At 42.7% G+C, this 25285-nt stretch carries 16 protein-coding genes; 9 read left to right on the top strand and 7 right to left on the bottom strand.

Annotated elements, in window-relative coordinates; all coding sequences use genetic code 11:
* Nucleotides 1-44: 44 nt before the first annotated feature.
* The 7 genes from AXF23_RS08205 to gltX all read right to left on the bottom strand — a co-directional run bounded on the left by AXF23_RS08205 (nt 45) and on the right by gltX (nt 13588).
* Nucleotides 45-2219 (bottom strand): TonB-dependent receptor plug domain-containing protein, encoded by a 2175-nt coding sequence (locus tag AXF23_RS08205; RefSeq protein WP_107624946.1) that lies wholly within the window; start codon nt 2217-2219, stop codon nt 45-47.
* Between the two features lie 1356 nt (nt 2220-3575).
* On the bottom strand, nt 3576-5165 hold the full coding sequence (gene nanU, locus AXF23_RS08210; RefSeq protein WP_107625836.1) for a SusD family outer membrane lipoprotein NanU: 1590 nt from the start codon (nt 5163-5165) through the stop codon (nt 3576-3578).
* Nucleotides 5166-5184: 19 nt separating this feature from the next.
* Complete coding sequence (locus AXF23_RS08215; RefSeq protein WP_107625837.1) at nt 5185-8538, bottom strand: SusC/RagA family TonB-linked outer membrane protein; 3354 nt, start codon at nt 8536-8538, stop codon at nt 5185-5187.
* 649 nt (nt 8539-9187) lie between these two features.
* The gene (gene trpS / locus AXF23_RS08220) at nt 9188-10276 is read right to left on the bottom strand and encodes a tryptophan--tRNA ligase (RefSeq protein WP_107624947.1); all 1089 of its coding nucleotides are present in this window, start codon (nt 10274-10276) and stop codon (nt 9188-9190) included.
* A gap of 40 nt (nt 10277-10316) precedes the next feature.
* Nucleotides 10317-10805, bottom strand: a complete 489-nt coding sequence (locus tag AXF23_RS08225; protein ID WP_089366541.1) for a hypothetical protein — start codon at nt 10803-10805, stop codon at nt 10317-10319.
* A complete protein-coding gene (locus tag AXF23_RS08230) occupies nt 10802-12037 on the bottom strand; it encodes a 3-deoxy-D-manno-octulosonic acid transferase (protein ID WP_107624948.1) in 1236 nt (411 codons plus the stop codon). Before AXF23_RS08230 ends, AXF23_RS08225 begins: the two co-directional genes overlap by 4 nt.
* A gap of 33 nt (nt 12038-12070) precedes the next feature.
* Nucleotides 12071-13588 carry a glutamate--tRNA ligase gene (gene gltX, locus AXF23_RS08235; RefSeq protein WP_107624949.1) on the bottom strand — a complete coding sequence of 506 codons (1518 nt, stop codon included), beginning with the start codon at nt 13586-13588 and terminating at the stop codon, nt 12071-12073.
* A 141-nt stretch (nt 13589-13729) separates the two neighbouring features.
* Here gltX and AXF23_RS08240 point away from each other — a divergent pair, with 141 nt between their 5' ends.
* The 9 genes from AXF23_RS08240 to gldM all read left to right on the top strand — a co-directional run bounded on the left by AXF23_RS08240 (nt 13730) and on the right by gldM (nt 25230).
* Nucleotides 13730-15781, top strand: a complete 2052-nt coding sequence (locus AXF23_RS08240; RefSeq protein WP_107624950.1) for an HD family phosphohydrolase — start codon at nt 13730-13732, stop codon at nt 15779-15781.
* Between the two features lie 532 nt (nt 15782-16313).
* On the top strand, nt 16314-17999 hold the full coding sequence (locus tag AXF23_RS08245; protein ID WP_107624951.1) for a hypothetical protein: 1686 nt from the start codon (nt 16314-16316) through the stop codon (nt 17997-17999).
* Nucleotides 18000-18257: 258 nt separating this feature from the next.
* Complete coding sequence (locus AXF23_RS08250) at nt 18258-18866, top strand: hypothetical protein (RefSeq protein ID WP_107624952.1); 609 nt, start codon at nt 18258-18260, stop codon at nt 18864-18866.
* 36 nt (nt 18867-18902) lie between these two features.
* The gene (locus AXF23_RS08255) at nt 18903-19478 is read left to right on the top strand and encodes a cob(I)yrinic acid a,c-diamide adenosyltransferase (RefSeq protein WP_107624953.1); all 576 of its coding nucleotides are present in this window, start codon (nt 18903-18905) and stop codon (nt 19476-19478) included.
* A gap of 53 nt (nt 19479-19531) precedes the next feature.
* Nucleotides 19532-19753 carry a DUF2795 domain-containing protein gene (locus tag AXF23_RS08260; RefSeq protein ID WP_004337463.1) on the top strand — a complete coding sequence of 74 codons (222 nt, stop codon included), beginning with the start codon at nt 19532-19534 and terminating at the stop codon, nt 19751-19753.
* 580 nt (nt 19754-20333) lie between these two features.
* On the top strand, nt 20334-21287 hold the full coding sequence (locus AXF23_RS08265) for a PorP/SprF family type IX secretion system membrane protein (protein WP_199222172.1): 954 nt from the start codon (nt 20334-20336) through the stop codon (nt 21285-21287).
* Nucleotides 21288-21296: 9 nt separating this feature from the next.
* Nucleotides 21297-22778, top strand: coding sequence for a T9SS ring complex lipoprotein PorK/GldK (locus AXF23_RS08270; protein WP_107624954.1), 1482 nt, complete (start codon nt 21297-21299; stop codon nt 22776-22778).
* Nucleotides 22779-23576 carry a type IX secretion system motor protein PorL/GldL gene (gene gldL / locus AXF23_RS08275; RefSeq protein ID WP_107624955.1) on the top strand — a complete coding sequence of 266 codons (798 nt, stop codon included), beginning with the start codon at nt 22779-22781 and terminating at the stop codon, nt 23574-23576.
* Nucleotides 23577-23640: 64 nt separating this feature from the next.
* Nucleotides 23641-25230 (top strand): type IX secretion system motor protein PorM/GldM, encoded by a 1590-nt coding sequence (gldM, locus tag AXF23_RS08280; RefSeq protein WP_107624956.1) that lies wholly within the window; start codon nt 23641-23643, stop codon nt 25228-25230.
* The last annotated feature ends 55 nt before the right edge of the window (nt 25231-25285 follow it).

The following is a 25285-nucleotide window of genomic DNA, read 5'->3' on the forward strand; positions in this document are numbered from 1 at the left end:
TATTCTTTCATATTACTTAATCCAAAATAAAGTCTTATTGCTTCTTACTTCAGAAGGTATCTAACCTTTACTCCTATATATCTTCCTGGCAGAGGACGATTAAACTCTGATACAACATGGCGATCCATAAGATTCTTTACCTTAAACGTTAAAACCCATTGGTCATTCTTGAAACTATGTTCTATTGCTGCATCCATTGTCAAAGCAGAAGGAATCTTCTTATCTTGATACCGACTTACTTCAAAATCATAGTAATATGTATGAACGTATGATGCATCAAAGAGGAAACGTGTGTTCTGTTCCTTTCCTCCAAAGAGGTTTTCTTTATGGAACTCTGCACCAAAGTTTGCTAATAGATAAGGTACGTTTGGGATACGTTTCATATAGGTGGGATTCTCGACAGTAGTACCGGGAGTTAGCTTTCTCACGTCACGAAGGTCTTGATAAGTACCATTCGCATAAAGATAAAGTACTGGACAGACATCTCCCTTAACATCAAGTTCAACACCTCTCGTACGTACACTACCAAAGTTACGATAGCGAGCCATCGTAGGAATCATATCAGGCGTGAACCTAATCATGTCTTTCAACTGATTATAAAAACCATTCAACTCTATCTCAACAAGTCCACCATCTTGTTTTAAGTGACGATAAAGCATACCAAGATTGACACCAGATGTACGTTCAGGCTTCAAAGCTGGGGATGCAAGGATAGAATATCCATTACCTATCAACTCCTCACTTGTAGGTATTCGCACCTCTGAATTAAAAGAGCCCTTTAGCATCAAGTCGTCTGTAAACTTATAACGAAAGGCATCACTAAAACCGAAATAAGATTTAAACACCCTTACAGGCTCTGGCGAACGTACCGAATAAACATCTATGCTGCGGGAATGAGATGAGAAAATAAAGTTCTTTAAAGTAAAAGCATTTTGGAAACGACCATCAAAGAGAGTCAAATCGTATGATAAACCCGTTGTTAAGGTTTTCATCTTACTTGGGAAATTTGATTGAAATCCCAAGGCTTTATCCATTAAAGAGTCATTCGGATGAAGTGAATTCCTATCAAAGTAAACATTCAGATTGATGCCATGATGCTTATCTATGGTATATCCCAAATTAAGCTTCGATGTCAACTCATTTGACCGGTTTCTTCCGTCTGAAGGGAAGTTATTCTGCTCTCCTCCGTATGGAGAGACTGCAGGCAACTTGTTTCCATCCCAATCATAACGATTTGAAGCCTTATCATTCAAACCATACTTACCTATGAAATAACCTATATCAAAGTCAAAATCAAGACCATCTAAAAAGAAATTCTTACGTTTTAGTGCCAATGTCGTCAATCCACTAACAGAATGGTTATAAGCCTCACGCACATCAAGGTCTATCCCTTGTATCTCCTGACGTGTCTTTAAGAAAATCAATTCCCACTTCACTTCATCAAACCACCATTTCGTAGCCTTAACTGACATTCCAGCCATGACTTTACTGAACTTATCATGATCTCTTTCTACTATTCTATTATCAAGATTTGCCAAGGTCATCTTATAATTGTTCTTTGAGAACGAGAAGGCTCCGCCAATACCAAATTGTAGACCAGTTTTATGATTGGTACGTTTAAACACCGTTGATACTTGATGTGTGTTAAATGAACCTAACTCGTATGAGAAATCAAAATAAACAGGTGGATATTCCTTTGTTACTACATTGACTGCTCCGCCTAAGGCTGAGCCACCAAACTTATAAGGGACAATACCTTTATATACCTCAATGCGCTCTATCATATTCGTAGGAATATCGTTTAAGGCAACAAAGTTACTCAACTGCGACATCGGAATTTCATCCACATACATTCCCATACGTTTACCTTCTAAGCCACGAAGTGAAATGCGAGAGGCACTACCTAAGCCTCCTGTGTTTCGTACTGTGACACCAACTGTACGCGCAAGTACGTCATTAATATTTGTCGCTGTACCTTGTAACTGACGCTGTCCTATAACGGATATAGGCATAGCCGACTCCTTCAGCTTCCTAATCTCGCTACGTGCTGTCACCATAACTTCTTTCATTTCAACAGTTGTATCACGCTTATTCACCTCTTGTGCATTTCCACTAAGCATGAAAAAACATGAAAAAAGTATTAGACAAATCGCCTTTTTATATAACGAATAAGTATTATACACCCCTGTACAGATAAGTCTTTTTCTGTTATTCTTCATCTAACTTGTAGTTTAAAGACTCCATGTTACAACGAATAGAGTCTTAAGTAAAAAATATGTATTCAACTATCGATGCAAAAGTATTAATATTCTATAGAGTGTGCAATACCTAAAAGTTAGTAAACCAACTGACAATAAGCAAGTCTACTATTAGAACAAATAGTCAAATGTATAGATTATTGGTTACCCATCACCATCAGTGTTCGCTATAAATATTACATGTACTAAATATCAGTTCACCATTAAAAGATAAAACATAAAACTCTTTATAATATATAATAAACATACAATAAGGTACAGCGAAATAATTGATATAAAATGCTTATCTGATAGTACTTATAGAAAATATACCATCGTGCTAATTACAAGCAAAAAAAAGGTCTTCAGCATTTTAGGGTGATAATGATTTGCCTAAGCTTAGGTCTCTGGCAAAATGTCACGCAGGGAAAAGGCGAGTTCGGAGTTTATCAAAACAAAACACTGGCACGCACGTAGGCACCGTCGGTGCGGGGAGCGACGTAGATAGTTTGTCAGCTTCGTTTGAGACTTTATACCCAAAGCATTTATCTCAAGACTTATCAAGAATATGTACGCTACACCTCTTTTGATCTTTGTGCCATCGGCTCCTCCGTGCTATTGCCTTTACCTCCGTTCACTCCGTAACTCTATGTACCTTATTATATATGAGTTTTAGTTTATCGCTCTATATTTCGCAAGAACCAAAAACCATTAAACGGTAGACAGATATTGTTGAGATTTTTTACTAACCACTTTCTTCTCCATTCGACAGAAGGCTGAAGAGGCAAGAAGAAGAGGCTCGTCAGTATTCGAGAACATGCCTTTCTTGCGTGTTGAAGACGTCCTTCTTGATGCAAGAAGGGCGTCTTCTTTAATATAGAATGCAACTTGTTGATTTACAATTTATTATAAATCCTATGAATAAGGATATTATACCCTTGCATTGAAGCTATCTGACTCGATTGGATGTAAGGTATTTTCATAAGCTTGTGGTAGCAACGTTCTACTGGCGAAGTCCCCTTTCTAAAGTGTTTCTCTATCCCTAAGGATGTTATGAAGGATACCAACAAAACTGTTAGATCTATCTTCAGCCAACTTTGTCAGTGATATAACAGTCAGCTTCGTCTCACATGCCTACTAAAAAGTTATTAGGAATCTGTACGCTACACCTCCGTGACTTTGCCTTTACTTCCGTCCCTCCTGTCCTTCTGTGTGCCTTATTATATGAGAGTTTTAGTTTATCATTCCAAATTTTGGAAGACCCAAAAGAAAAAGGGGAAAGACGAGAACACCTTCCCGCACTTCCCCTATAGAAATAAAATTCAATGGTCTTTTTGATTAATCTCCGTAGCCCGGAGTTTGTACCAACTCAGCATTGGTTGACTTCGTTGTCTCATCAATAGGCCACAACAAACGACTTGCGTTTGCCGTTGAATACTTAGTAGCCTTATCAACCAAACGGATATCGTGCCAACGCTTCCCTTCAAACAAGAACTCACGCATACGCTCTTTAAGGATAGCTTCTATTGGGTCCTCATCACCACCAACAAATGGGTTATCGGTATAGAAGTTGGTCAGTGCGGTACTTCCTCCAGTACTTACATCATTTGGATATTGCACCTCTGTATGAGCATTGAAGTAGGTTGCACCGTATGCACGACGACGAACTTGATTGATTTCTGTTGATGGGTCCTGACCTAAGAAAGCCTTAGCCTCAGCAATACCAAGCAAACACTCTGCATAACGATAGATAGGTTGATCATCATACCATGATGTGGCAGAACTACCAGCAAGCAATGTCCCGTGGAACTTATTACAGATATTACCCACGTAGGAACCATCTGAAGCCTGATAAACATCAGCCAGAGAAGCTTTCTTACGTTTGTCATTATCATTTGTATAGAGCTTAGTCCACAAACGTTTATCCAATGGGAAACGCATTACGCCACTACCTAAACGCAAGTTCAAATTATGTGACTCACTAAACTGAATTGCCTGACCAGCATCGTTATGCAGACGATAAGCACCTACATTCTGCTTGTTCATTACGAGTGAGGTATAAAGACCTCCCCATAAAGAAGTTTCGTTCTCACGATTATGGAGTGCATAGATAATCTCTTTGTTCTCCTTGTTATCATAAGCAAAGACATCTTCAAAATTATCAAGCAGACTCACATCCGCATTATTCTGAACATCTTGATAAGCTGTAAGCGCAGTCTGATAGTCGGCTGTACCACCACCCATCTGCTTTCCACTCCACAGATAAACCTCGCCCTTGAGCATCTTCGTTGCAGCAAGTGACCAATAAGTACGACCATTGGTGAACTTATAGTTATTGTTATAAGCCGTCTCTGAAGCCAAAATATCTGCCTTAATCTGCTTCATTACGTCAGCAGCAGCATCCTGCTTACGGGCAACCTTACTCAAGACGATAGTTTTTCCTTCCGTATGTTGTAGATAGACAATAACATCACCATAGGTGCGGAGCAACTGAAAATACAAGAAGGCACGCATACCATGAGCCCCTCCAAGATAGCTATTCTTCTCCGCATCGGTAAGATAGTCGGCTTCCTTCACCTTATCTATCATCAAATTGATTTGGTTGATACCAGTGTAAAGACCTCCATAGTTGCCTACCACCGCACTACTCTTCTCAAGTGTGTTATTCCATAGACGGTCATAACCCTGTGGAGCCTCACCACTAAAAGCGGTTCCACTATAGATATTACTTCGCATCTCACCCCAGACGATATACTTATCAGCATAGCTTCGCATCCAAGAACTCAGTCCTTGATTGAAAGCTTGTACTTGATCAGGATTCTTCCAGTAGTTGGCGTCGGTAATAGTACTAACTGGCTCAATGTCCATACAGCCTGTCAGCGAAAGGCTGAGAGCTGCAGCTGTTATATAGGATAGTAACTTTTTCATTGTAAGTAACATTGCTTAATTAAAATGTAACGTTTAATCCAAAGATAAGTGTGCGAGGAGTTGGGTAGCGACCGTAGTCATATCCACCTGCCGGCTCTGGCGAAGCACCGTCGTACGGAGTAAGATAGAAGAGGTTCTGTCCTGTCACATAAACATTGGCATTCGCCATCTTCATTGCCTTAATCCATGTTCTTGGTAAGGTATAACTCAATGTTATCTCACGCAAAGCCATGTAACCAGCCTTCTCAAAGAACTTAGAGCCTTCACGCCAGATGTTCTGTTTATTCAACTGGTCGGCATAACTGAATGCTGGATAGCTGGCACCTGGATTGGTCTCAGTCCACATGTCCTCTACATTCTCTATAAGATTGAACTGTCCTTGATACTGTCCCATAGAACGAGCCTTGAGGTCATTGTAGATTGTATGACCCAAAGCGTAATCGAAACGAGCAAATAAAGAGAGGTTCTTATAGCTTAACGTACTTGTCCAACCTCCTGTTACCGTTGGTCTTGAGTTACCCAACACCTTACGATCGAGCGAGTTGATGATACCATCTTCATTGATATCCTCCCAGCAAACATCACCAGGTTCAATAGCCTTCCAGCCTGTTGAGTTCTTATAAAGCACTCCAGTCTGTGGGTTTACTTCATCAGCAAGACCAGGACCGTACAACTTTGCAATGTTATCAATACGTTTGTTAGCATTTGCCTTTACATCATCCCAGTCTCTGAAGATGTGATCTTGGCTGTAACCATAGAGTTCTCCGAGTGTTCCACCCTCACGATAACCACCAATCCACTTAGTTGGAGTCTTGCCATCAGCGCCAACCTTGCCCGCAGCAACCTCTACTCCTTGAAGTTGATTGAATGGACGGTCGCTCTTAGGAAGCTGAATAATCGTGTTCTTTACGGTTGAGAGATTAAAAGAGAGGTCCCAACGGAAACTGTTCTTCAGGTGAATAGGAGTAGCACGCACCTCCATTTCAAATCCTTGATTACGCAACTTACCCAAGTTTGTTTGGATAGAAGAGAAACCTAAGTAGGAAGGAAGACTCACGCTCTGAAGCAGATTACTCGTATTACGAACATAGTAATCGAGAATCAATGACAAACGATTCTTAAAGAAGCCGAGGTCAAGACCAGCCTCAAACGTGTGACTCTGCTCCCACTTTAAGGCTGTATTCACAAGCGAACGGTCGTAGAAAGCTGTGTTACCATGATAGTTTGTAAGTTGGTCATAGATTCCATAGATATAGAAATCACCAATACCACTCACATTACCATTGCTACCATAACTGATACGAGGCTTGATATTGCTAACAAAGTTCGACAACTTAGACTCCTTCCAGAAGTCTTCTTCCATCATGTTCCAGCCCAAAGAGATACCAGGGAAGAAACCCCAACGATTATCTTTTAGCTTAGAGTTACCATCATAGCGGAAGGTAAAGCTAAGCAAATACTTCTGTTTGTAATCATAATTGAAGCGTCCGAAGAGAGACTCGATACGATTACCAGACTTCTCAGACTTTGGATTGCTATCCTTATCAGCACCAGCATTGAGTGTAGGGATATCATCTGTAGGTGAATTCTTTGTAGAAGCATTCATCCAGAAGTAGTTATAATCATAATACTCCGCACCCAACATGAAGTCGACATTATGATGCTCAGCAAACGTATCGAAGTAATTCAATATCGTATTAAGCTGTATCTGCGTATCCTTCATCATATAAGCATATGCACGACGTGTCGTATTGATGCTATTAGGATTGCTCTGTGTGTAATAAGCTTTATTGAAACTTTCATTCTGATTCAGCACATGATAAATAGATCCATTGGCTGACATCTTCAGATGCTTAGGTATCAATGTCAGGTCAAAGCCTATATTGAAGGTCTCTGAACGTGAACCATTCTCCATCGTGAGTTTATCATTCCAATACATATAGTTACCATCTGAGCTACTCCAACCTGGTGCTGGAGAACCATCAGCAAGGTAAGGATTCCATGTAGGACGCTGTGAACGGGTACGATAGAACAAAGAACTCCATGAGCCAAAATAACTATCTGGCTTCGTAAACCAAGTGTATTGCGCACCAGCACGTACCTTCAGCCAAGGCTTGATTTGATAATCACCCTTCACGCTACCAGTGAAACGACGGAAAGAAGTATTGCGTACAACACCATTCTCATTATAGTAACCTAAGGAAGCTACAAAAGATCCCATGTTATTACCACCGCTGAAGCTCAGATAATGGTCTTGTGTAAGGGTTTGATTATGGTAGATTGCATCTTCTAAAAGACCTCCATAATCCTTAAAGATAAGCTTTGCACCATTTGTTGCACCATAGTAAGGGTCGTCCATAACCTCCCATCCTTCCTCGGCAAGCAGTCTCTGGTGCTCAGGATTGGTTGCATCGTAATACATGACATCCGTACGTGGAGTGTAATCAGTATATCCACGACCAGAATAACCATTCTGTGCATCAACATTAGCAGCCCTTCCATGACCTTCCATAGCATCAGCATAACGCTTGAAACCCATTCGGTTATAGTAAAGATAGTTACGGGCATTCATGAACTTATAGTCATCACGTTTGAAATTTACACCGACCTTCAAACGATAGTTGATGCTGGAAGTTCCTGCTTGAGCACGTTTTGTTGTTACAAGGATTACACCTCCGTTTGCTCTCGCACCATAAATTGCTGTTGAAGCAGCATCTTTCAAAACTTCGATAGACTCGATATCAGCTGGGTTAATCTCTGATAACGTGCGTTCTACTCCGTCAACAATAATCAAAGCAGGGGCACTTCCTGTGATAGAAGCACCACCACGCAAGGTAATAGAAGGCGCAGTACCCGGCTGACCAGAGCTATTGACAACCTGAAGACCAGTCACACTACCCTGCAATGCACTACCGACATTGGAGAAAGCTGCCGCATCTAACACCTTATTATCCATCTTAGAGATAGCTGTTGTCAACGTAGCACGCTTCTGTTGACCACCATAACCTGTCACAATCAGCTCGTTTAGCGCATGTTGCTCCTCCTTCAACTTCACTTTAATGTCCTGTCCATCCCATTTCAACTCCTTTGTTTCCATACCAATGTAACTGATAACAAGAACACTACCAGGAGGGATATTCGACAGTGTGAAACGACCGTCTAAATCAGTGGCGGCCCCATTACTTGTACCTTTCACTTGAACAGTGGCACCAACAATAGGTTCGCCTTGTTCATCAAGAATAACACCTGTGCATCTTCCTGATTGCTGTACGCTCTGAACAGGCAGCTTTGACACAGCATACCCTTGCGTAGGCATAAAGAATGACACACTCATGCATAACGTAAAACCAATTGGCTTGATGTGTAAGATCATACGCATCTAACTTTTTAATAGATAAAGATTGTTTAGTTTCCTCCGCAAAGCAGTTGGCAAAGAGAGACATGCCTCAACCACACGAAAGAATATAAAATTATTATATGAAATCTTATTTATGTTCACGATTATTAATAGGTCAATACGGAAGAAAGACTTTTCTCCTCACCGCTGAAGACGCTATTCACCGATATTATATTGTTTAAGTTGGTTGAGACAAAAGTAGGGACTTTTTTTATTTGCCACAAATTATACTAATAAATATTTTCTAAATAATCATTAATTTTAATCAAGACGAGTGTAAACTCTACTGACTATCAGACAAAAAGGGATTCTTCATCTACCTTCCTCCACTCAATATAAATAATAACTAAGGCTTAAGAAAATGATTAACCTTTAGTAATATGGTTCTTCCCGACCAATAAATCGTTCGAAGAATTAGGACTTCTTGTAGCGTGCTAAGCCTCCGTACCAATGGTGTTAGGCGTCCGCACCATACGTGCGGGGCGTTCGCACGTACGTTAGAACAGGTAAGAAAACTTAATCAAAAGTACTAACTGCAAGACTAATAGACACAAAAAACAGTCTTATTCCTTCTATAGAAAGATGGAATAAGACTGCTATATGACTTTAAAGCAGAGCTAAAGACTTACTTCTGTCTGAATCGCTCAGCCTGACTCTGAATCAAATCGGTATCCTCGAAATAGTTAATCTGCATAGCTGCACGTACCTCATCCATTGTCTGGGCAGCGGTTTCTCGTGCTTCCAATGAACCCTTCTTGAGGATGTTATAAATCTCTGGAATATCCTGTTCGTACTCATGACGGCGCGCACGGATTGGATCCAACATCTTGTTCAAGACACTATTGAGCAACTTCTTACACTTCATATCACCGATACCACCAGCTGTATAAGCAGCTTTCAGCTCATCAAGGTTCTGGAACTCTGGCCAGAATTCAGCGAAGTCTTCATCGGTAGAGAAAGTATCAAGGTATGTAAACACAGTATTTCCCTCAACATGACCTGGATCAGACACATTCAAGTGAGTTGGGTCAGTGTACATTGTCTTCACCTTCTTCCATACGGTATCAGCATCATCAGAGAGGTAAATGCAGTTACCAAGACTCTTACTCATCTTCTCCTTACCATCTGTACCAGGCAAACGACGTGCCGTTGCGTTCTCTGGCAACATAATCGCAGGCTCAACAAGTACTGGTGCATAGATCTGATTGAAGCGACGCACAAGTTCACGAGTCAACTCCAACATCGGCTCTTGGTCCTCACCTGCTGGCACAGTCGTAGCCTTGAAGGCTGCAATGTCAGCTGCCTGAGACACAGGATAAGCAAAGAAACCCATTGGGATATTGGCTTCAAAGTTGCGCATCTTAATCTCTGTCTTCACCGTTGGGTTACGTTGAACACGGCTTACGCTGACAAGATTCATCAAGAAAGTGGTCAGTTCGGCTATTTCAGGAATCTGACTCTGTATATAGAGTGTACATTTCTCTGGGCTCAAGCCAGCAGAGAGATAATCTAAAGCTACCTCAATAATATTCTGTCGGATCTTCTCTGGGTTGTCAGCATTATCTGTCAACGCCTGTACGTCTGCCATAAAGACAAACATCTTATCGTAGTCTCCGAGGTTCTGAAGTTCCACACGACGGCGGAGAGAGCCTACATAGTGACCCAAGTGAAGTTTACCTGTAGGGCGGTCACCAGTCAAAATAATTTTTCCCATTTATCTTTTTCTATTTTATTCGTTATATATACTGTTGAAGCTATTCATCATGTGCATGTGAAGATAAGGTATCCTCTTCCTCTTCCTGATTCTCTTCAACCTGTTCTTCTTCCTTTTCTTTCGGCACTTCAGGTGCTGCAACAACCGTATCAACAGATGGAGTCTCCTCTACTTGGACCGGTGTTTCGTATGGAATCGTATCGTTAGGAATAGAATCACTCACCGTGGTCTCTGGCGAAGATGAACCCATAGCATAATAAGCCCCTACACCTCCCGCCAGTAAGAGAAGTCCAATCACAACACCCCAAAGGATTGCATTATTACCCTTCTTAGCTGTTTCTGCCTGTAACTGCTGGGGTTGCGGCGTCATACCAACAGACTGATCATATTGTTGACCAGCACTTACCAATGGCAGAGTCACCTCCATGATACCATGACAATGAGGACAAGTACACTCGATGGTCTGTCCTTCTTCAGCCTCAACGATAAACTGTGTACCACAGTTATCACATGTTATCTGATATTTCATAACTTTACGTTGCTTAGAACTTTATTTGTTGCACCAGCCAGACTCTCGACATAATCTCCCGCTAAAGCCCCACAAGTATTGCGGTATTCTTCATCTTCAGCAAACTGATTCATCAACAGACTGAAACTCTCAAGATCGAAGATCTCAAAGCCTCCACCAACCCGTAAGAGTCCTTGTGCCTCTGCAAAATGCTTATTGTTTGGACCGAAAAGAACTGGCATATCCCATACTGCAGCCTCAAGAACATTGTGGATTCCTACTCCAAAACCACCTCCTACGTAGGCTACATCGCCATAATGATAGATGGATGACAGCAATCCAAAACAATCAATAATCAACACATCTGCATCAGCAACAGTCTCTTCAGTTGCCTGCGTGTAGCGTATTACCTTCTTGTCCTCAATCAGTGAGAGGATGGTCTTGAGATGGTCTTCCCCTATAACATGCGGTGCTATGATGAGTTTCCAGTCTTTATGCTTATTAAAGTACTTAAGGAAGATTTCTTCATCAGGCTGCCATGACGATCCTGCAACGAAGACTTTTCTACTATCAGCAGCATCCCGATTGACGAAATTCTCCACCAATGGCAGTTTCTTGCTTGCCTCCTTAATTTGCAAAACACGGTCGAAGCGAGTATCACCCACAACAACAGCGTCAGAGATTCCCATCTTATTCAAGAGTTCCTTACTCTCCTCATTCTGTACAAAGAAGCGACTGAAACATCTTAAGACACGACCGTAACCACTGCCATACCACTTAAAGAAGATCTGATCTGGACGGAAAATGCTTGACACACTATAGACAGGAACACCACGATACTGCAGGACATGCAAGTAATTATACCAGAACTCATACTTAATGAAGAAAGCCATAACAGGCCGTACTGTACGTAGAAACTTACGTGCATTGCCCACCGTATCTATTGGTAGATAGGTAATAATGTCTGCTCCTTCATAATTTTTCCTTACCTCGTAACCCGAAGGAGAAAAGAAAGTAAGCAATATCTTGTATTGCGGATAGTCTTTCCGTATTTGCTCTATCAATGGTCGTCCTTGTTCGAACTCGCCCAATGAGGCTGCATGGAACCAAACATATAGAGCGTCTGGCTCCACTTTCTCACGTAAGACCTTCACTGCCTCCTGCTCACCTCGCCACATCTTACGTAGCTTTTCATTGAAAAGACTACCGACAGCGATGCCAAGCTGCATGGCATACATTATTATATTATACATACTCGGATCAATTAATTTAGCCTTTCAGAAGGCTTATCCCAACACCTCAATGGCCTTGCGCATACGCTTCAAGGTCTCCTCTTTGCCAAGAAAGGCAGATATATCGAACATTCCAGGACCCTTACCAATACCTACGAGGGTGAGACGGAAGGCATTCATAATATCTCCAAGCTTATAGCCTTTGTCCTCTACCCATTTCATTACGACAGGTTCCTGACCCTCAATACTGAAATCTTCTATTCCATCCAACACCTCAGCAAGTTCGCTCATCTGCTGTGCAGAATATTCCTTCCAACGTTTCTTAACGGTCTTCTCGTCATAGCTTGTTGGTGCAATGAAGAAGAAAGAGCAAAGCTCCCAAAGTTCCTTAACGAAGCTAACACGGTCTTTCATCATGTGTACAACCTGTGTCACCTGCTCCATAGTAGCCTCAACACCGTTGTTAGCAACGATTGGTGCGAAGAGTTGTGCTATCTCATCATCTGACTTACGGAGAATGTATTCGTGGTTAAACCACATACCCTTCTGATAGTCAAACTTAGCTCCACTCTTTGAACACTTCGTAATATCGAATGCTTTTACGAGTTCCTCAAGCGAGAAGAGTTCCTGTTCTGTACCCGGATTCCAGCCCAACAAGGCCAAGAAATTAACTACTGCCTCTGGGAAATAACCACTCTCACGATAGCCTGAACTAATCTCACCAGTCTTAGGGTCGTGCCACTCCAATGGGAACACAGGGAAACCAAGGCGGTCACCATCACGCTTACTAAGCTTACCCTTACCCTCTGGCTTCAACAACAAAGGCAGATGGGCAAAACGTGGCATGCTATCTTCCCAACCAAAAGCACGATAAAGCAATACATGTAACGGTGCACTTGGTAACCATTCCTCACCACGAATAACGTGAGAGATTTCCATCAAGTGGTCATCAACGATGTTTGCAAGGTGATAAGTTGGTAATTCGTCTACGCTCTTGAACAAGACTTTATCATCAAGGATATCGCTCTTGATACAGACATCACCACGAATCATATCATTGATATGAACTTCCTCGCCTGGCTCAACCTTAAAACGAACAACATACTGCTGCCCATCCTCTATCAGACTCTCAACTTCCTCCTTAGACATCGTCAAAGAGTTACGCATCTGCAGACGTGTGTGCGCATCATATTGGAAATTCTCAATCTCCTTACGCTTCGCATCCAACTCCTCTGGCGTATCGAAAGCAATGTATGCTTTACCAGCGTCTAAGAGCTGATTGACGTACTTTCTATAAATATCACGACGTTCGCTCTGACGATAAGGACCATGTTCGCCACCGAAGCTAACACCCTCGTCAAACTTAATCCCCAACCATTCGAAAGAATCAAGGATATACTCTTCTGCTCCAGGAACGAAACGATTAGAGTCTGTGTCCTCTATACGGAAGATTAATTTGCCGCCATGTTGACGAGCGAAAAGGTAATTATACAAAGCAGTACGCACACCACCAATATGCAAAGGACCCGTAGGACTTGGGGCAAAGCGTACTCTCACATTTCTTTCTGCCATTGTCTTAAATATTATTTTTCCTGCAAAATTAATGTTTTTTTTTGACTATACGCTATATTTTTAGTATTTTCGCAAGTTGTAAGAGGATAAACGTCAAGTTATTCAAACATTTATGTAACAAGATAATAACAATAGAATAAGATGATAAGATTTAAAAACATCAGCAGTCCCTACTGGCGCAATATGGTCTCAAGAATGGCATTGGTCATCGTTGCCGTCGTTTTGATAGTGCTTTTCTTACCACGTACGCAAGGTAAACTTTTCCATTATGACGAGGGAAAACCATGGATGTATGGGCAGTTGATTGCTAAGTTCGACTTTCCTATCTTTAAGACTGAAGCAGCGTTAAAAGTTGAGAAAGACTCCATTACTAAACATTTTCAACCTTATTATAACATCAATAAGACTGTCGAGCAAAAGAAGATTGAACAGTTCCGTGAGGCTTATAAGAATGGTATCCCTGGCTTATCAGAAGCCTACGTCGATGCTATTGCACACCGTCTACATGAGATTTACGAGGCAGGAATCATTGACCCACAACAATACTCCACACTTGCCAAGGACAGTAACAACCTTATCCGTGTCGTTACAGGTAAGCAGGCTGTCAGCGTACCTATCAATAAGACCTACTCAACACTGGGTGCTTACGAACAACTTTTCATGGACCCGTTGTTAGGTCCGAAGCGTTCCGTACTTCAGCAATGTAATCTGAACGACTACATCGAAGCAAACCTTGTCTATGACAAAGACCGTAGTGAAACGGAGATGAACGACATGCTAAGTCTTATTCCGCAGGCTTCAGGCATGGTGCTGGAGGGTCAACGCATCATCGACCGTGGTGACATTGTCGATGCAAAGACCTATCGTGTGCTTAACTCCTTTGAGCAAGCAATGGAGAAACGTAAGGCTACTGAAGACGAGATAACATCTACCTTCATCGGACAGACCATCTATGTCTTAATCTTCATTTGCCTTTTCACACTCTACTTGGCACTCTTCAGAAAAGATTACTTTAATAAGCCACGTTCCATATCACTCCTTTATGTGATGATAGTCATCTATCCTATCCTCACATCTCTGATGATGGAACATAACATACTGAGTGTTTACATCCTGCCGTTCAGCATGGCACCTATTTTTTTCCGTGTCTTCATGGACTCGCGAACGGCTTTCATCGGACATATCACAATGGTCCTTATCTGTGCTGTAGCCGTCAAATACCAGTATGAGTTTATTATCGTACAAATCGTTGCAGGACTCATTGCGATTTATTCCCTACGCGAACTATCAAAGAGAATTCAGATATTCCTTACCGCACTCCTCGTGACCATCGGGTCGGCAGCTGTCTATCTTGCCCTCCAACTCATACAGGCCGACGACTTGTCAAAGCTCGACCACACGATGTACTATCACTTTGCTGTGAATGGTTTCTTCCTTCTCTTCACCTATCCACTGATGTTGGTCATCGAGAAAGCCTTCGGTTTCGTGTCTACAGTAACGATGTTTGAGTTGTCAAACACAAATAACGAACTCTTACGCAGACTGAGTGAGGTGGCACCAGGAACTTTCCAACACTCTATCACTGTTGGTAATCTCGCTACTGAAATAGCAAGTAGAATTGGCGCTAAGAGTCAATTAGTGCGTACGGGAGCTCTTTATCATGATATCGGCAAGATGCTTAATCCAGCCTTCTTCACTGAAAATCAAGCTGGTATCAACCCACATGATAAACTAAACGACCTTGAGAGTGCACGTATCATCATCAGTCATGTGACGGAAGGACTTAAACTTGCCGAGAAATATAACCTCCCACGTGAGATTAAGGAGTTTATCACGACACATCATGGTACAGGTCTGGCAAAATATTTCTATATACATTATAAGAACGAACACCCAGACGAGGAGGTCAATGAAGACCAATTCCGTTATCCTGGTCCAAACCCTTTCACACGTGAGCAAGCTATCCTCATGATGAGCGACACTGTCGAGGCTGCCTCTCGTTCACTACAAGAATATACCGAAGAGAGCATCAGCAACTTGGTTAATCAGCTTATAGATGGACAAGTTGCCGATGGTAAGTTTACGGATTGCCCTATCACTTTCCGCGACATCACAGCTGCAAAGTCTGTACTCATCGAACGCTTGAAGGCTATGTATCACACACGTATTCAGTATCCACAGCTGAAAGTATAAGGAACTGAGAAGGAAAAAGAAAAAAGGGTAGAACAGTAATGAAGGTTGGGGTTTCTTCCTTACCCTCCTACTGTCTTACCCTTTTGTCATTTACAAAACTCCTTACTATTATTCCCTTTCGTTTTCTTCTCCCTACATGTCCGCTTTTTAGCCTCGTACAAATAACATGCAACAATAATGCTCTACATACGCTCTTGCCTTGTCAATGCCTAAACTCCCTACCCTACCCTACCAACAAGACCACTATCCTTCATTAGAAAGCAACCATACCACCTAATTCCAACATCCTTATTACGCTCAGCAGCCCTATTACGCCTAAACCAATACTATCTTATCCACCTACCCACCCCTCATTTGAGACACACTATAATATAAGGAATATCCGTCTACAACAACTTACTACATCCTCTTATCCTACTGCACATTTTAACTAATAATGAGAAAAAGTAGGCTTTTATTTGGATATTTAGAACAATATTCATAACTTTGCAACCAAATTATATAAGTTTTATATACACTTACAATTCAAAAGATGAAGTATCAGAAGACAGCTCTTGCCGCTCTATTGCTTGCAATGGCAACATCAACACAAGCCGGAGGATTGCTCACAAACACCAATCAGAACATCGCTTTCAACCGTAACTTTGCACGTGTCGGTGCAATTGGTATCGATGGTGTCTATTTTAATCCTGCTGGTGTAGCCTTCCTCGACCAAGGTTTTCACCTCTCTCTCAATTTCCAGAACGTATATCAGACACGTCAGATAACATCGGCTTTCAGCGTACCTGCTTTTGCTAACACCCCTTACGAGTATCCTTTCACGCTCAACGGTGGTGACAAAACTGATGGCAGTAAGTTTTATGAGGGCAAGGCTTCTGTACCTATTCTCCCATCTTTTCAGGTAGCATATAACAAAGACAAGTGGAGCTTCCAAGCTGGTTTTGGCTTGACTGGTGGTGGTGGTAAGGCTACTTTCAATGACGGTCTACCAACTTTCGAACGCCAGATAGCTATTCTACCAGCACTTATCAACCAGCAGCTCCCTACTTTCTCGGCACTTCTCGGACAGCAGGAGACACCTGCAACATCCTATAGTATGCAGAGCTACATGAGTGGCCATCAGTATAACTTCGGTTTACAGTTAGGTGTTGCATATAAGATTAATGAGAACCTCTCAGTCTTTGGTGGTGCAAGATTTAATTATATCTACAATAAATACGAAGGTAATATTACCAACATCTCGGCTGACGTGAACGGAAACAGTCAAAATCTCTACGAATATTTTGGTTCAAAAGCAAAACTGCTAACCGAGAAGGCTGCTGCGCTACAGGCTCAGGCTGTGGCTGCAAAGACCCAAGCTGATGCCTATCAGGCACAGGCTAACGCTGCTACCGACCCTACAGCAAAAGCTCAACTGCAAGCAGCTGCCAACCAATATGCAGCTGGCGCACAGCAGGCAAGTGCTGGTGCAAAGTTGGTCAGTGCTGGTGCTGATAAGTTAAACAGTAGTAAGGAACTCGTGAAAGACCGCTATGTAGAGGTTTCTCAACGTGGATGGGGTATCACTCCTATCCTTGGTATTGACTACCGCACAGGTAAGTGGAACTTTGCTGCACGCTATGAGTTTACGACAAAGTTCAATATTGAGAACAACACAAAGCGTGATGACACTAAAAAATATGAGAATGGTGTGAACACACCAAACGATATTCCTGGTATTCTGGCACTTGGTGCACAGTATGAAGTACTGAAGAACCTTCGCGTGATGGCAGGTTATAACCACTATTTCGACAAGGATGCCCGCATGGACAACAACAAACAGCGTTTCCTTAAGCACAACACACAGGAGTTCCTTGCTGGTGTTGAATGGGACATCAATCCATCTGTAACAGTCAGCGCAGGCGGCCAACGCACACTCTACGGACTTGGTGACGGTAAGTATTTGACCGACCTTAGCTTCGTGACAAGTAGCTACAGCTTCGGTGTTGGTGCTAAGATAAAGGTTGCCAAGAATGCTCACCTCAACGTAGCTTACTTCTTTACAAACTATTCTAAGTTTACAAAGAATTACGAAGATGCTATTACGATTGGTAGAGAACAGGTGACACAGCCTGACGGTACAATAAGCGTACAACCAAAGACACTTGCAACAAAAAATACTGACATCTTCACCCGTACGAATAAGGTGCTCGGTGTCGGACTCGATATTGATTTCTAAGCCACAACAAAACTACCGTTTTCATTACTAATACCATTATGAGGTGGTCGGAGTGATTCCGACTGCCTCATTTCTTTTCCTCCCCTCACATACTCATCATGAACAGATGCTTTACAAAACGCCATCAAAACAGAAAACAGAGACGATTTGTAAGGACCGAATAAAAGCGTTTCTGATAACGAAGAAACTACGTTTTTATTTCAAACCCTTCTGTAATAGAGGAAAAAATGTTAACTTTGCTGCCTATAATTATTCATCATGCTATATTATATTAAGCGTTCTATCGTCTGGCTAAGACGTGCACACCGTTCCAAAGGGTTTGGTGTACAGTCGCCTTGGGCATACCGTTTTATACGATATGTGGTGAATGAGCCTTATCCTTACTATAAGTATGAACAACTTGAAAAGCAGGTGTATGGCATTGACAAAAAGACTCGTAAGCTATGCAAACTATACTTCCGCTTGGCGAATTATCAACAACCTCATACCTTTATCGATTGTCACTCTACATCCTCATGCTATAAGATTTACGTAGATGCTGGCTGCCAAAAGGCTCAGTATAAGAAGCTAACTGGTGAGATGTCAGAAGCTGATTATTCGCAGTTGTTTGCCAACGTTGGGGAAGGTAGTATGCTGAGAGTACCCCTCATAGAGAACTATCGCTCAATTATCGATAAGTCGTTAGAACACCTTCCCTCGTCATCTATCCTCATTATAGAGAACATCAAGCGAGATAAGGAGGCGGCAGCCTATTGGCAAGAACTCGTTGCAGACCCACGCACAGGTATCAGCTTCGACCTATATTACTGTGGATTGATTTTTCTTAATAGAGATATGGTGAAGCAATCATACGTTGTCAATTTCTAAACCTACACACTGAAACGTTATAAATGTAATACTGTCATGAAGATATACACAAAGACTGGCGATAATGGCAAGACTTCCTTGTGCGACGGCAGTAGATTGCCGAAAGACGATATGCGCATAGAAGCATACGGAACATTAGACGAACTCAACGCAAACATTGGGTTACTCATCGCTATGCTACAGTCAGACACGCCCAAAGAAAGTCCTGTCCATGATAACAAACTCACGGAACGATTAGAAGAGATACAGGCTGAATTATTCGTGATTGGGACGGAACTCGCCTATATCGAATGCAAGGTCAAGACGATTGTTACTACAAAGGAAATGATTAAGAAGATAGAAGGCGACATAGACCTAATGGCTTCACAACTCCCTACACATCATCACTTTATACTACCAGGAGGGACCCTCTCGGCAGCACAAAGCCATGTTTGCCGCACAATCTGTCGCCGTGCAGAGCGTCGGATTGTCACTCTTTCCCAGATGACAACATATCCAGCAGAAATCTTAGAGTTTGTCAACAGATTATCAGACTACCTCTTCATTTTGTCACGATATTTGAACAATAATAGTAGAACAGGCGAAAAAACATGGGAAAATACTTGCAGATAAGAAAATAAATGTTACTTTTGCACGCACTAAGAAATATGTAAAAGAATAAGAATATGTATTGGACACTGGAATTGGCCTCTAAGCTGGAAGATGCTCCATGGCCTGCAACAAAAGATGAACTGATTGACTATGCAATGCGATCAGGTGCACCACTTGAGGTTCTTGAGAATCTTCAAGAGATTGAAGATGAAGGAGATGTCTACGATAGTATCGAAGATATATGGCCTGACTACCCTTCAAAGGACGATTTCTTGTGGAATGAAGACGAATATTAAACAATAGGAAAGAGTTTGTATCACACTGGTACAAGCTCTTTTTTGTTGTAGGTTATGACCTACAAAGGCCGAAATTACTCCTCCAACTAAGATGTATATGCACCCTGTGGCGTATATATAGAAGGTGTAATTGGCCTTTATTCGCCTCAAACACATGCGCTATTAAAGAGAAGACTTACACTATTGCGATAAGAAATATCATTACAAAACAACCACTATTATACTTAGTTATTTATTGACCCATTCCCGCTATTATCCGCTTTATAACCTTCTTGTTATCAAATAGTTGTAAACTCTATTTTAGAAGAGGCTTAGTAAGGACGAAGAAGGGCGTCTTCAACATGCAAGAAGAGCATGTTCTTGAACATAGTTAGGCCTCTTCTTGAAGCAAAAAGGGCGTTGAAACAAACTGAACCTATGAAATATAATTACAAACAACAGTTCTCTATGTACTCCTTCATACAATTAAGAAGATAGAAAAACACACGTATGTTTATTCTTCCACAGCAAAGAGATAGGTTTACATCTATATCAATCAGCCTTAATATTTATAGCTTAGAAGGCAATAAACCAACCTGTGATGCGTTATAAAAGCGTGTTTAAACGTTTCATATTCATATTTTCACTTGTCTGCCTGACAGTAATCTCTGTCAAGGCACAGTATGATCCGTCTTATAGTCACTACTGGGCGATGGAGCCATCGTTCAACCCTGCGACTGTAGGAAAGGATAATAAGCTGAATGTTGTGGGTGCATACGCACTCGACTTCGCTGGTTATGAACACAACCCAAACACTTTCTACGTAGGAGCTGACATGCCTGTCTATTTCATGAAACAATATCATGGAGTGGGACTCTCGATACTTAACGATAAGTTAGGAGCCTTTGTGCATCAGCGAGTGGCAGGACAATACGCCTTCCGCAAGGATCTTTTTGGGGGAATGTTGGCTGCTGGTGTTCAGGTAGGGATGCTCTTTGAGAAATTAGATGGCTCTAAGTTAGACCCAGAAGAGGCAAGCGACCCAGCTTTAACACAGGGAGAAGTAAGCGGACACAGCCTTGACTTGGGAGCTGGAGTTTATTATATGCGTAAGAATTGGTATGTTGGTGCATCCGTACAGCACCTCAATGCGCCCTTAGTAGAACTCGGTGAGACCAATGAACTACAGATAAATCGAACATATTATTTAACGGGTGGATACAATATTAAACTACGAAATCCGTTTCTAACAATACCGACTTCGGTCTTGGCACGGTATGATGGTGTGAACTATCGGGCTGACATCACGGCTCGACTGGTCTACACACATGAGAAGAAAGTGCTATATGGAGGTGTATCTTATAGTCCAACAAACTCAGTAACAGCCATGATTGGCGGTACGTTCCATGGCATCAACCTGGGCTATAGCTATGAGATGTACACAGGGACAGCAGCTTTCAAGAATGGTAGTCATGGACTATTCGTCAGCTATCAAACTGATATCAACCTGCAGAAGAAAGGGAGGAACAAACATAAAAGCGTAAGATTTCTATAGAAAGATATAATGAAAATGAAGAAAAGTATAGTTGCCATTTGCCTTGGTGCACTCGTCTTGGGAACATTGACAGGCTGTTTCGCTGGTAAGTCAACCGCTTCGTCTGGTCGTGGCGGTGAGGTTACTGGCGTTGGTGGAGGGCGTCCCTTCCGCGAACCGGCCCCTTACGGCATGACACTTGTCAAGCGTGGCTGGTTGAGAATGGGTTTGGAAAAGCAGGACTCCCTATGGGGTAAGAAGACTCCTGTTAAGGATATCTCTGTTGATGGGTTCTGGATGGACGAGACAGAGGTGACCAACTCCGAGTATAAACAGTTCGTTGAGTGGGTTCGTGACTCAATTATTCGTACACGCTTAGCCGACCCCGCATACGGTGGTGATGAGACTTATATGATTACAGAAGATAAGAATGGCGACCCTGTCACACCTCATCTTGACTGGAACAAACGTCTCCCACGTAAGCCAAACGAGGATGAGCAGCGTGCGTTCGAGAGCCTTTATGTGACGAACCCTGTCACTGGCGAGAAGAGTATCGACGCACGTCAACTGAATTATCGTTATGAGATATACGACTACACATCGGCTGCCTTGCGTCGTAACCGCCTAAATCCACAAGAGCGTAACTTGAATACTGACATCACTGTCGACCCTAATGAGGTGGTGATGATATCAAAGGATACGGCATATATCGACGAGAATGGCACTATTCATAACGAGACTATCAATCGCCCATTGACGGGTCCTTGGGATTTCCTCAACACCTATATTGTCAATATCTACCCTGATACAACTTGCTGGGTGAACGATTTCCGCAACTCAGACAATGAGATCTATCTCCGAAACTACTTTAGTAACCCTACTTATAACAACTATCCTGTTGTCGGCGTAACGTGGGAGCAGGCCAATGCCTTCTGTGCTTGGCGAACAGAATACCTGCTTAAAGGACTCGGTAAAGAGGCTCGGTACGTACAGCGTTATCGCCTTCCAACAGAGGCTGAATGGGAGTATGCGGCTCGAGGAAAGAACCAAGACGAATTCCCTTGGGACAATCAAAACGTGAAGAACGGTAATGGTTGCTTCTATGCTAACTTTAAGCCAGACCGTGGAAACTACACGAAAGATGGCAACCTGATTACGAGTAAGGTGGGTATCTATGGTGCAAACTCTAATGGACTATATGATATGGCAGGCAACGTTGCCGAGTGGACAAGTACTATCTATACAGAGGCTGGTGTCGATGCGATGAATGATCTCAACCCGCAGTTGGACTATAAAGCAGCCAAAGAAGACCCTTATCGCCTGAAGAAGAAGAGTGTTCGTGGTGGTAGTTGGAAAGACCCAGAGAGCTATATCCGTAGTGCTTGGCGTACTTGGGAATACCAGAACCAACCTCGAAGCTACATCGGTTTCCGTTGTGTTCGTAGCCTTGCAAGCTCATCAAGTGAGGCCGCTAAAGAGAATAAGAAAAGCAGTAAGAAAAAGAGAAGATAAATGACACAGTACAGCAAATACAACTTTGTTTACCATCTACAGAAGTGGATGGATAGCGTTCCAGGACAAACATTCCTCAACTATGGCTATAGCTGGGGTGCTTCGGTGGTTATTCTCGGAGCTTTATTCAAACTTACTCACCTCCCAGGAGCTAATATTATGCTCTACTTCGGCATGGGTACTGAGGTTATCGTGTTCTTCCTATCTGCTTTCGACCGTCCTTTCGATAAGACAGACGATGGTCGTGACCTCCCAACACACGTCACCGAGGAGTATCTTGAGGATAAGGAGAGTACTGTGGAACGCCCTACTGCTGCAAAACAGGTACAATACAGTGCCACAGAGAACCTTGCACAGAGTGTTCAACAGGCAATGCCTTCTGCCAGCGACATCGCTGCTGCCGTTGTTGGCCAGCAGAGTAAGGCTATCGCAGACGCACAACAACAGACGCCTGAGATGGTTGAGGCACAGACGAACTACGTCTCTGCACTGCAGAGTCTGACGGAGATGTTAGGCAAGGTGAACGACCAGAGCCAGCGTCTGACACGTGATAGCGAAGAGATGGAGAACCTTAATCGTACGCTTACGGGTATTGCAAAGGTTTATGAGATGCAACTAAAGGGTGCGAGCCAACAGATTGGTACAATCGACCAAATTAATGAGCAGACCCGTAAGATGGCTCAACAAATTGAGCAACTCAATAGTATCTATGCCCGAATGATTGAAGCTATGACGGTCAATATGCGGGTGGCAGCACCGGCTGCGACTGCTCAACAGACCAATTCTGAGAGCTTATAACGATGTATTATGGTAGGGAAGAGAATGCTTTATAGCCCTCTTCTCACTGCAAATAATAGAATTAATGGCTATTAAAAAGAGAAAGATTTCCCCTCGCCAGAAGATGATTAACCTCATGTATATCGTCCTCATGGCTATGTTGGCATTAAATATCTCCACCGAGGTACTCAATGGCTTCTCCGTTGTTGAGGAGAGCCTTAATCGCACAACGGGAAATTCATCCAAGGAGAACGAGGCTATCTTTGGCGAAATAGACCAAATGATGCGCAAGAACCCACAAAAGGTTAAACAGTGGTTTGTGATGGCATCAACGGTTAGAGAGATGAGTGACTCTCTCTATAATTATGCACAAGCGTTGAAAGTAGCCATCGTTCGTGAGGCTGATGGTGAGAAAGGTGACCCCTTGAAAATAGAAGGGAAAGACAATATTGAGGCTGCCAGCTATATCATGTTGAACCCTGCTAACGGACAGGGGCACAAGCTCTACGAGGCTATCAACAACTATCGAGCACGTATCCTACAGTTCGTAACAGACCCACGACAAAAGAGAATCATCGCAAGTAACCTCTCTACGGATGTTCCAAAGCATTCCATGGGGAAGAATTGGGAGGAGTATATGTTCGAGAACATGCCTGTTGCGGCGGCCGTAACGCTCCTCTCGAAACTACAGAGCGATGTTCGCTATGCTGAGGGAGAGGTTTTACACACCTTAGTGGCCAATGTTGGCTTGAAAGACCTACGTGTCAACAAACTACAGGCTTTCGTTGTTCCAAGTCAGACACGCCTTTATCCTGGCGAGACCATGACGGCACAGATGTTTATGGGGGCTGTTGACTCTACACAACAACCGCAGGTCTATGTCAACGGACAACTTATCAAGGGTAATCAGATTACCGTTAAGGCGGGTGCACCAGGTAAGCATACATTAAGCGGATACATCCTTATTAAGGACCTGACCGGTAATGTATTGCGTAGAACCTTCTCACAAGACTACTGGGTAACGGGTGGTCCGCAACCTAAAGAGTATATCAGTCCACAAGGAATGCAGAAGGTTCCTCCATTCGATGGCATGGCCACGATAGCAGCCGACCTCATGAATGTTCTCTATGCGGGCTTTGATAACCCCATCACCATCAGTATTCCGAACACGTCTCAGAGTGATGTACAGGCAACGATGTCGGGAGGATCACTCGTCGCAAGGGGTGGCGGCCATTTTATTGCACGTCCTTCAACCGTAGGTCAACCTGTGACAATAGCCGTTTCTGCCAAGGGTAGGAAGATTGGAGATTATAAGTTCCGAGTAAGAAAATTGCCGGATCCATCGCCATATATCGCTATGGGCGCAGATAGATTTAAGAGTGGAGCCCTCTCTAAGGCTGCCCTTATGTCAGCACCAGGCATCCAAGCTGCTATTGATGATGGTCTGCTTGACATTCCTTTCAATGTAACCAGCTTCCGTGTAGTCTTCTTTGATAACATGGGCAACGCTGTTCCATTAGCAAGTAACGGTGCTTCGTTCTCTGCACAACAGAAGGAACAGTTCCGACAGTTGAGTCGTAACAAGCGTTTCTACATCACTAATGTTGTCGTTCATGGGCCTGATGGTACCACTCGAACGCTCAATGGCAGAAATATGGAGGTTATTGTGAGGTAGTAGTTGACGAGTTGACGAGTTGACAAGTAGACGAGTTATTAGATAACACTGCTGC

The sequence above is a fragment of the Prevotella sp. oral taxon 313 genome, from assembly GCF_003043935.1.
Taxonomy (GTDB): domain Bacteria; phylum Bacteroidota; class Bacteroidia; order Bacteroidales; family Bacteroidaceae; genus Prevotella; species Prevotella jejuni.

What these genes read in the sequence shown, in the direction of transcription:
- AXF23_RS08240 (WP_107624950.1), top strand. Translation starts at nt 13,730, where the DNA reads ATGATAAGATTTAAAAACATCAGCAGTCCCTACTGGCGCAATATGGTC.
- AXF23_RS08225 (WP_089366541.1), bottom strand. Translation starts at nt 10,805, where the DNA reads ATGAAATATCAGATAACATGTGATAACTGTGGTACACAGTTTATCGTT.
- nanU (WP_107625836.1), bottom strand. Translation starts at nt 5,165, where the DNA reads ATGAAAAAGTTACTATCCTATATAACAGCTGCAGCTCTCAGCCTTTCG.
- trpS (WP_107624947.1), bottom strand. Translation starts at nt 10,276, where the DNA reads ATGGGAAAAATTATTTTGACTGGTGACCGCCCTACAGGTAAACTTCAC.
- AXF23_RS08245 (WP_107624951.1), top strand. Translation starts at nt 16,314, where the DNA reads ATGAAGTATCAGAAGACAGCTCTTGCCGCTCTATTGCTTGCAATGGCA.
- gldM (WP_107624956.1), top strand. Translation starts at nt 23,641, where the DNA reads ATGGCTATTAAAAAGAGAAAGATTTCCCCTCGCCAGAAGATGATTAAC.
- AXF23_RS08270 (WP_107624954.1), top strand. Translation starts at nt 21,297, where the DNA reads ATGAAAATGAAGAAAAGTATAGTTGCCATTTGCCTTGGTGCACTCGTC.
- AXF23_RS08265 (WP_199222172.1), top strand. Translation starts at nt 20,334, where the DNA reads ATGCGTTATAAAAGCGTGTTTAAACGTTTCATATTCATATTTTCACTT.
- AXF23_RS08255 (WP_107624953.1), top strand. Translation starts at nt 18,903, where the DNA reads ATGAAGATATACACAAAGACTGGCGATAATGGCAAGACTTCCTTGTGC.
- AXF23_RS08260 (WP_004337463.1), top strand. Translation starts at nt 19,532, where the DNA reads ATGTATTGGACACTGGAATTGGCCTCTAAGCTGGAAGATGCTCCATGG.
- AXF23_RS08205 (WP_107624946.1), bottom strand. Translation starts at nt 2,219, where the DNA reads ATGAAGAATAACAGAAAAAGACTTATCTGTACAGGGGTGTATAATACT.
- gldL (WP_107624955.1), top strand. Translation starts at nt 22,779, where the DNA reads ATGACACAGTACAGCAAATACAACTTTGTTTACCATCTACAGAAGTGG.
- AXF23_RS08230 (WP_107624948.1), bottom strand. Translation starts at nt 12,037, where the DNA reads ATGTATAATATAATAATGTATGCCATGCAGCTTGGCATCGCTGTCGGT.
- gltX (WP_107624949.1), bottom strand. Translation starts at nt 13,588, where the DNA reads ATGGCAGAAAGAAATGTGAGAGTACGCTTTGCCCCAAGTCCTACGGGT.
- AXF23_RS08215 (WP_107625837.1), bottom strand. Translation starts at nt 8,538, where the DNA reads ATGATCTTACACATCAAGCCAATTGGTTTTACGTTATGCATGAGTGTG.
- AXF23_RS08250 (WP_107624952.1), top strand. Translation starts at nt 18,258, where the DNA reads ATGCTATATTATATTAAGCGTTCTATCGTCTGGCTAAGACGTGCACAC.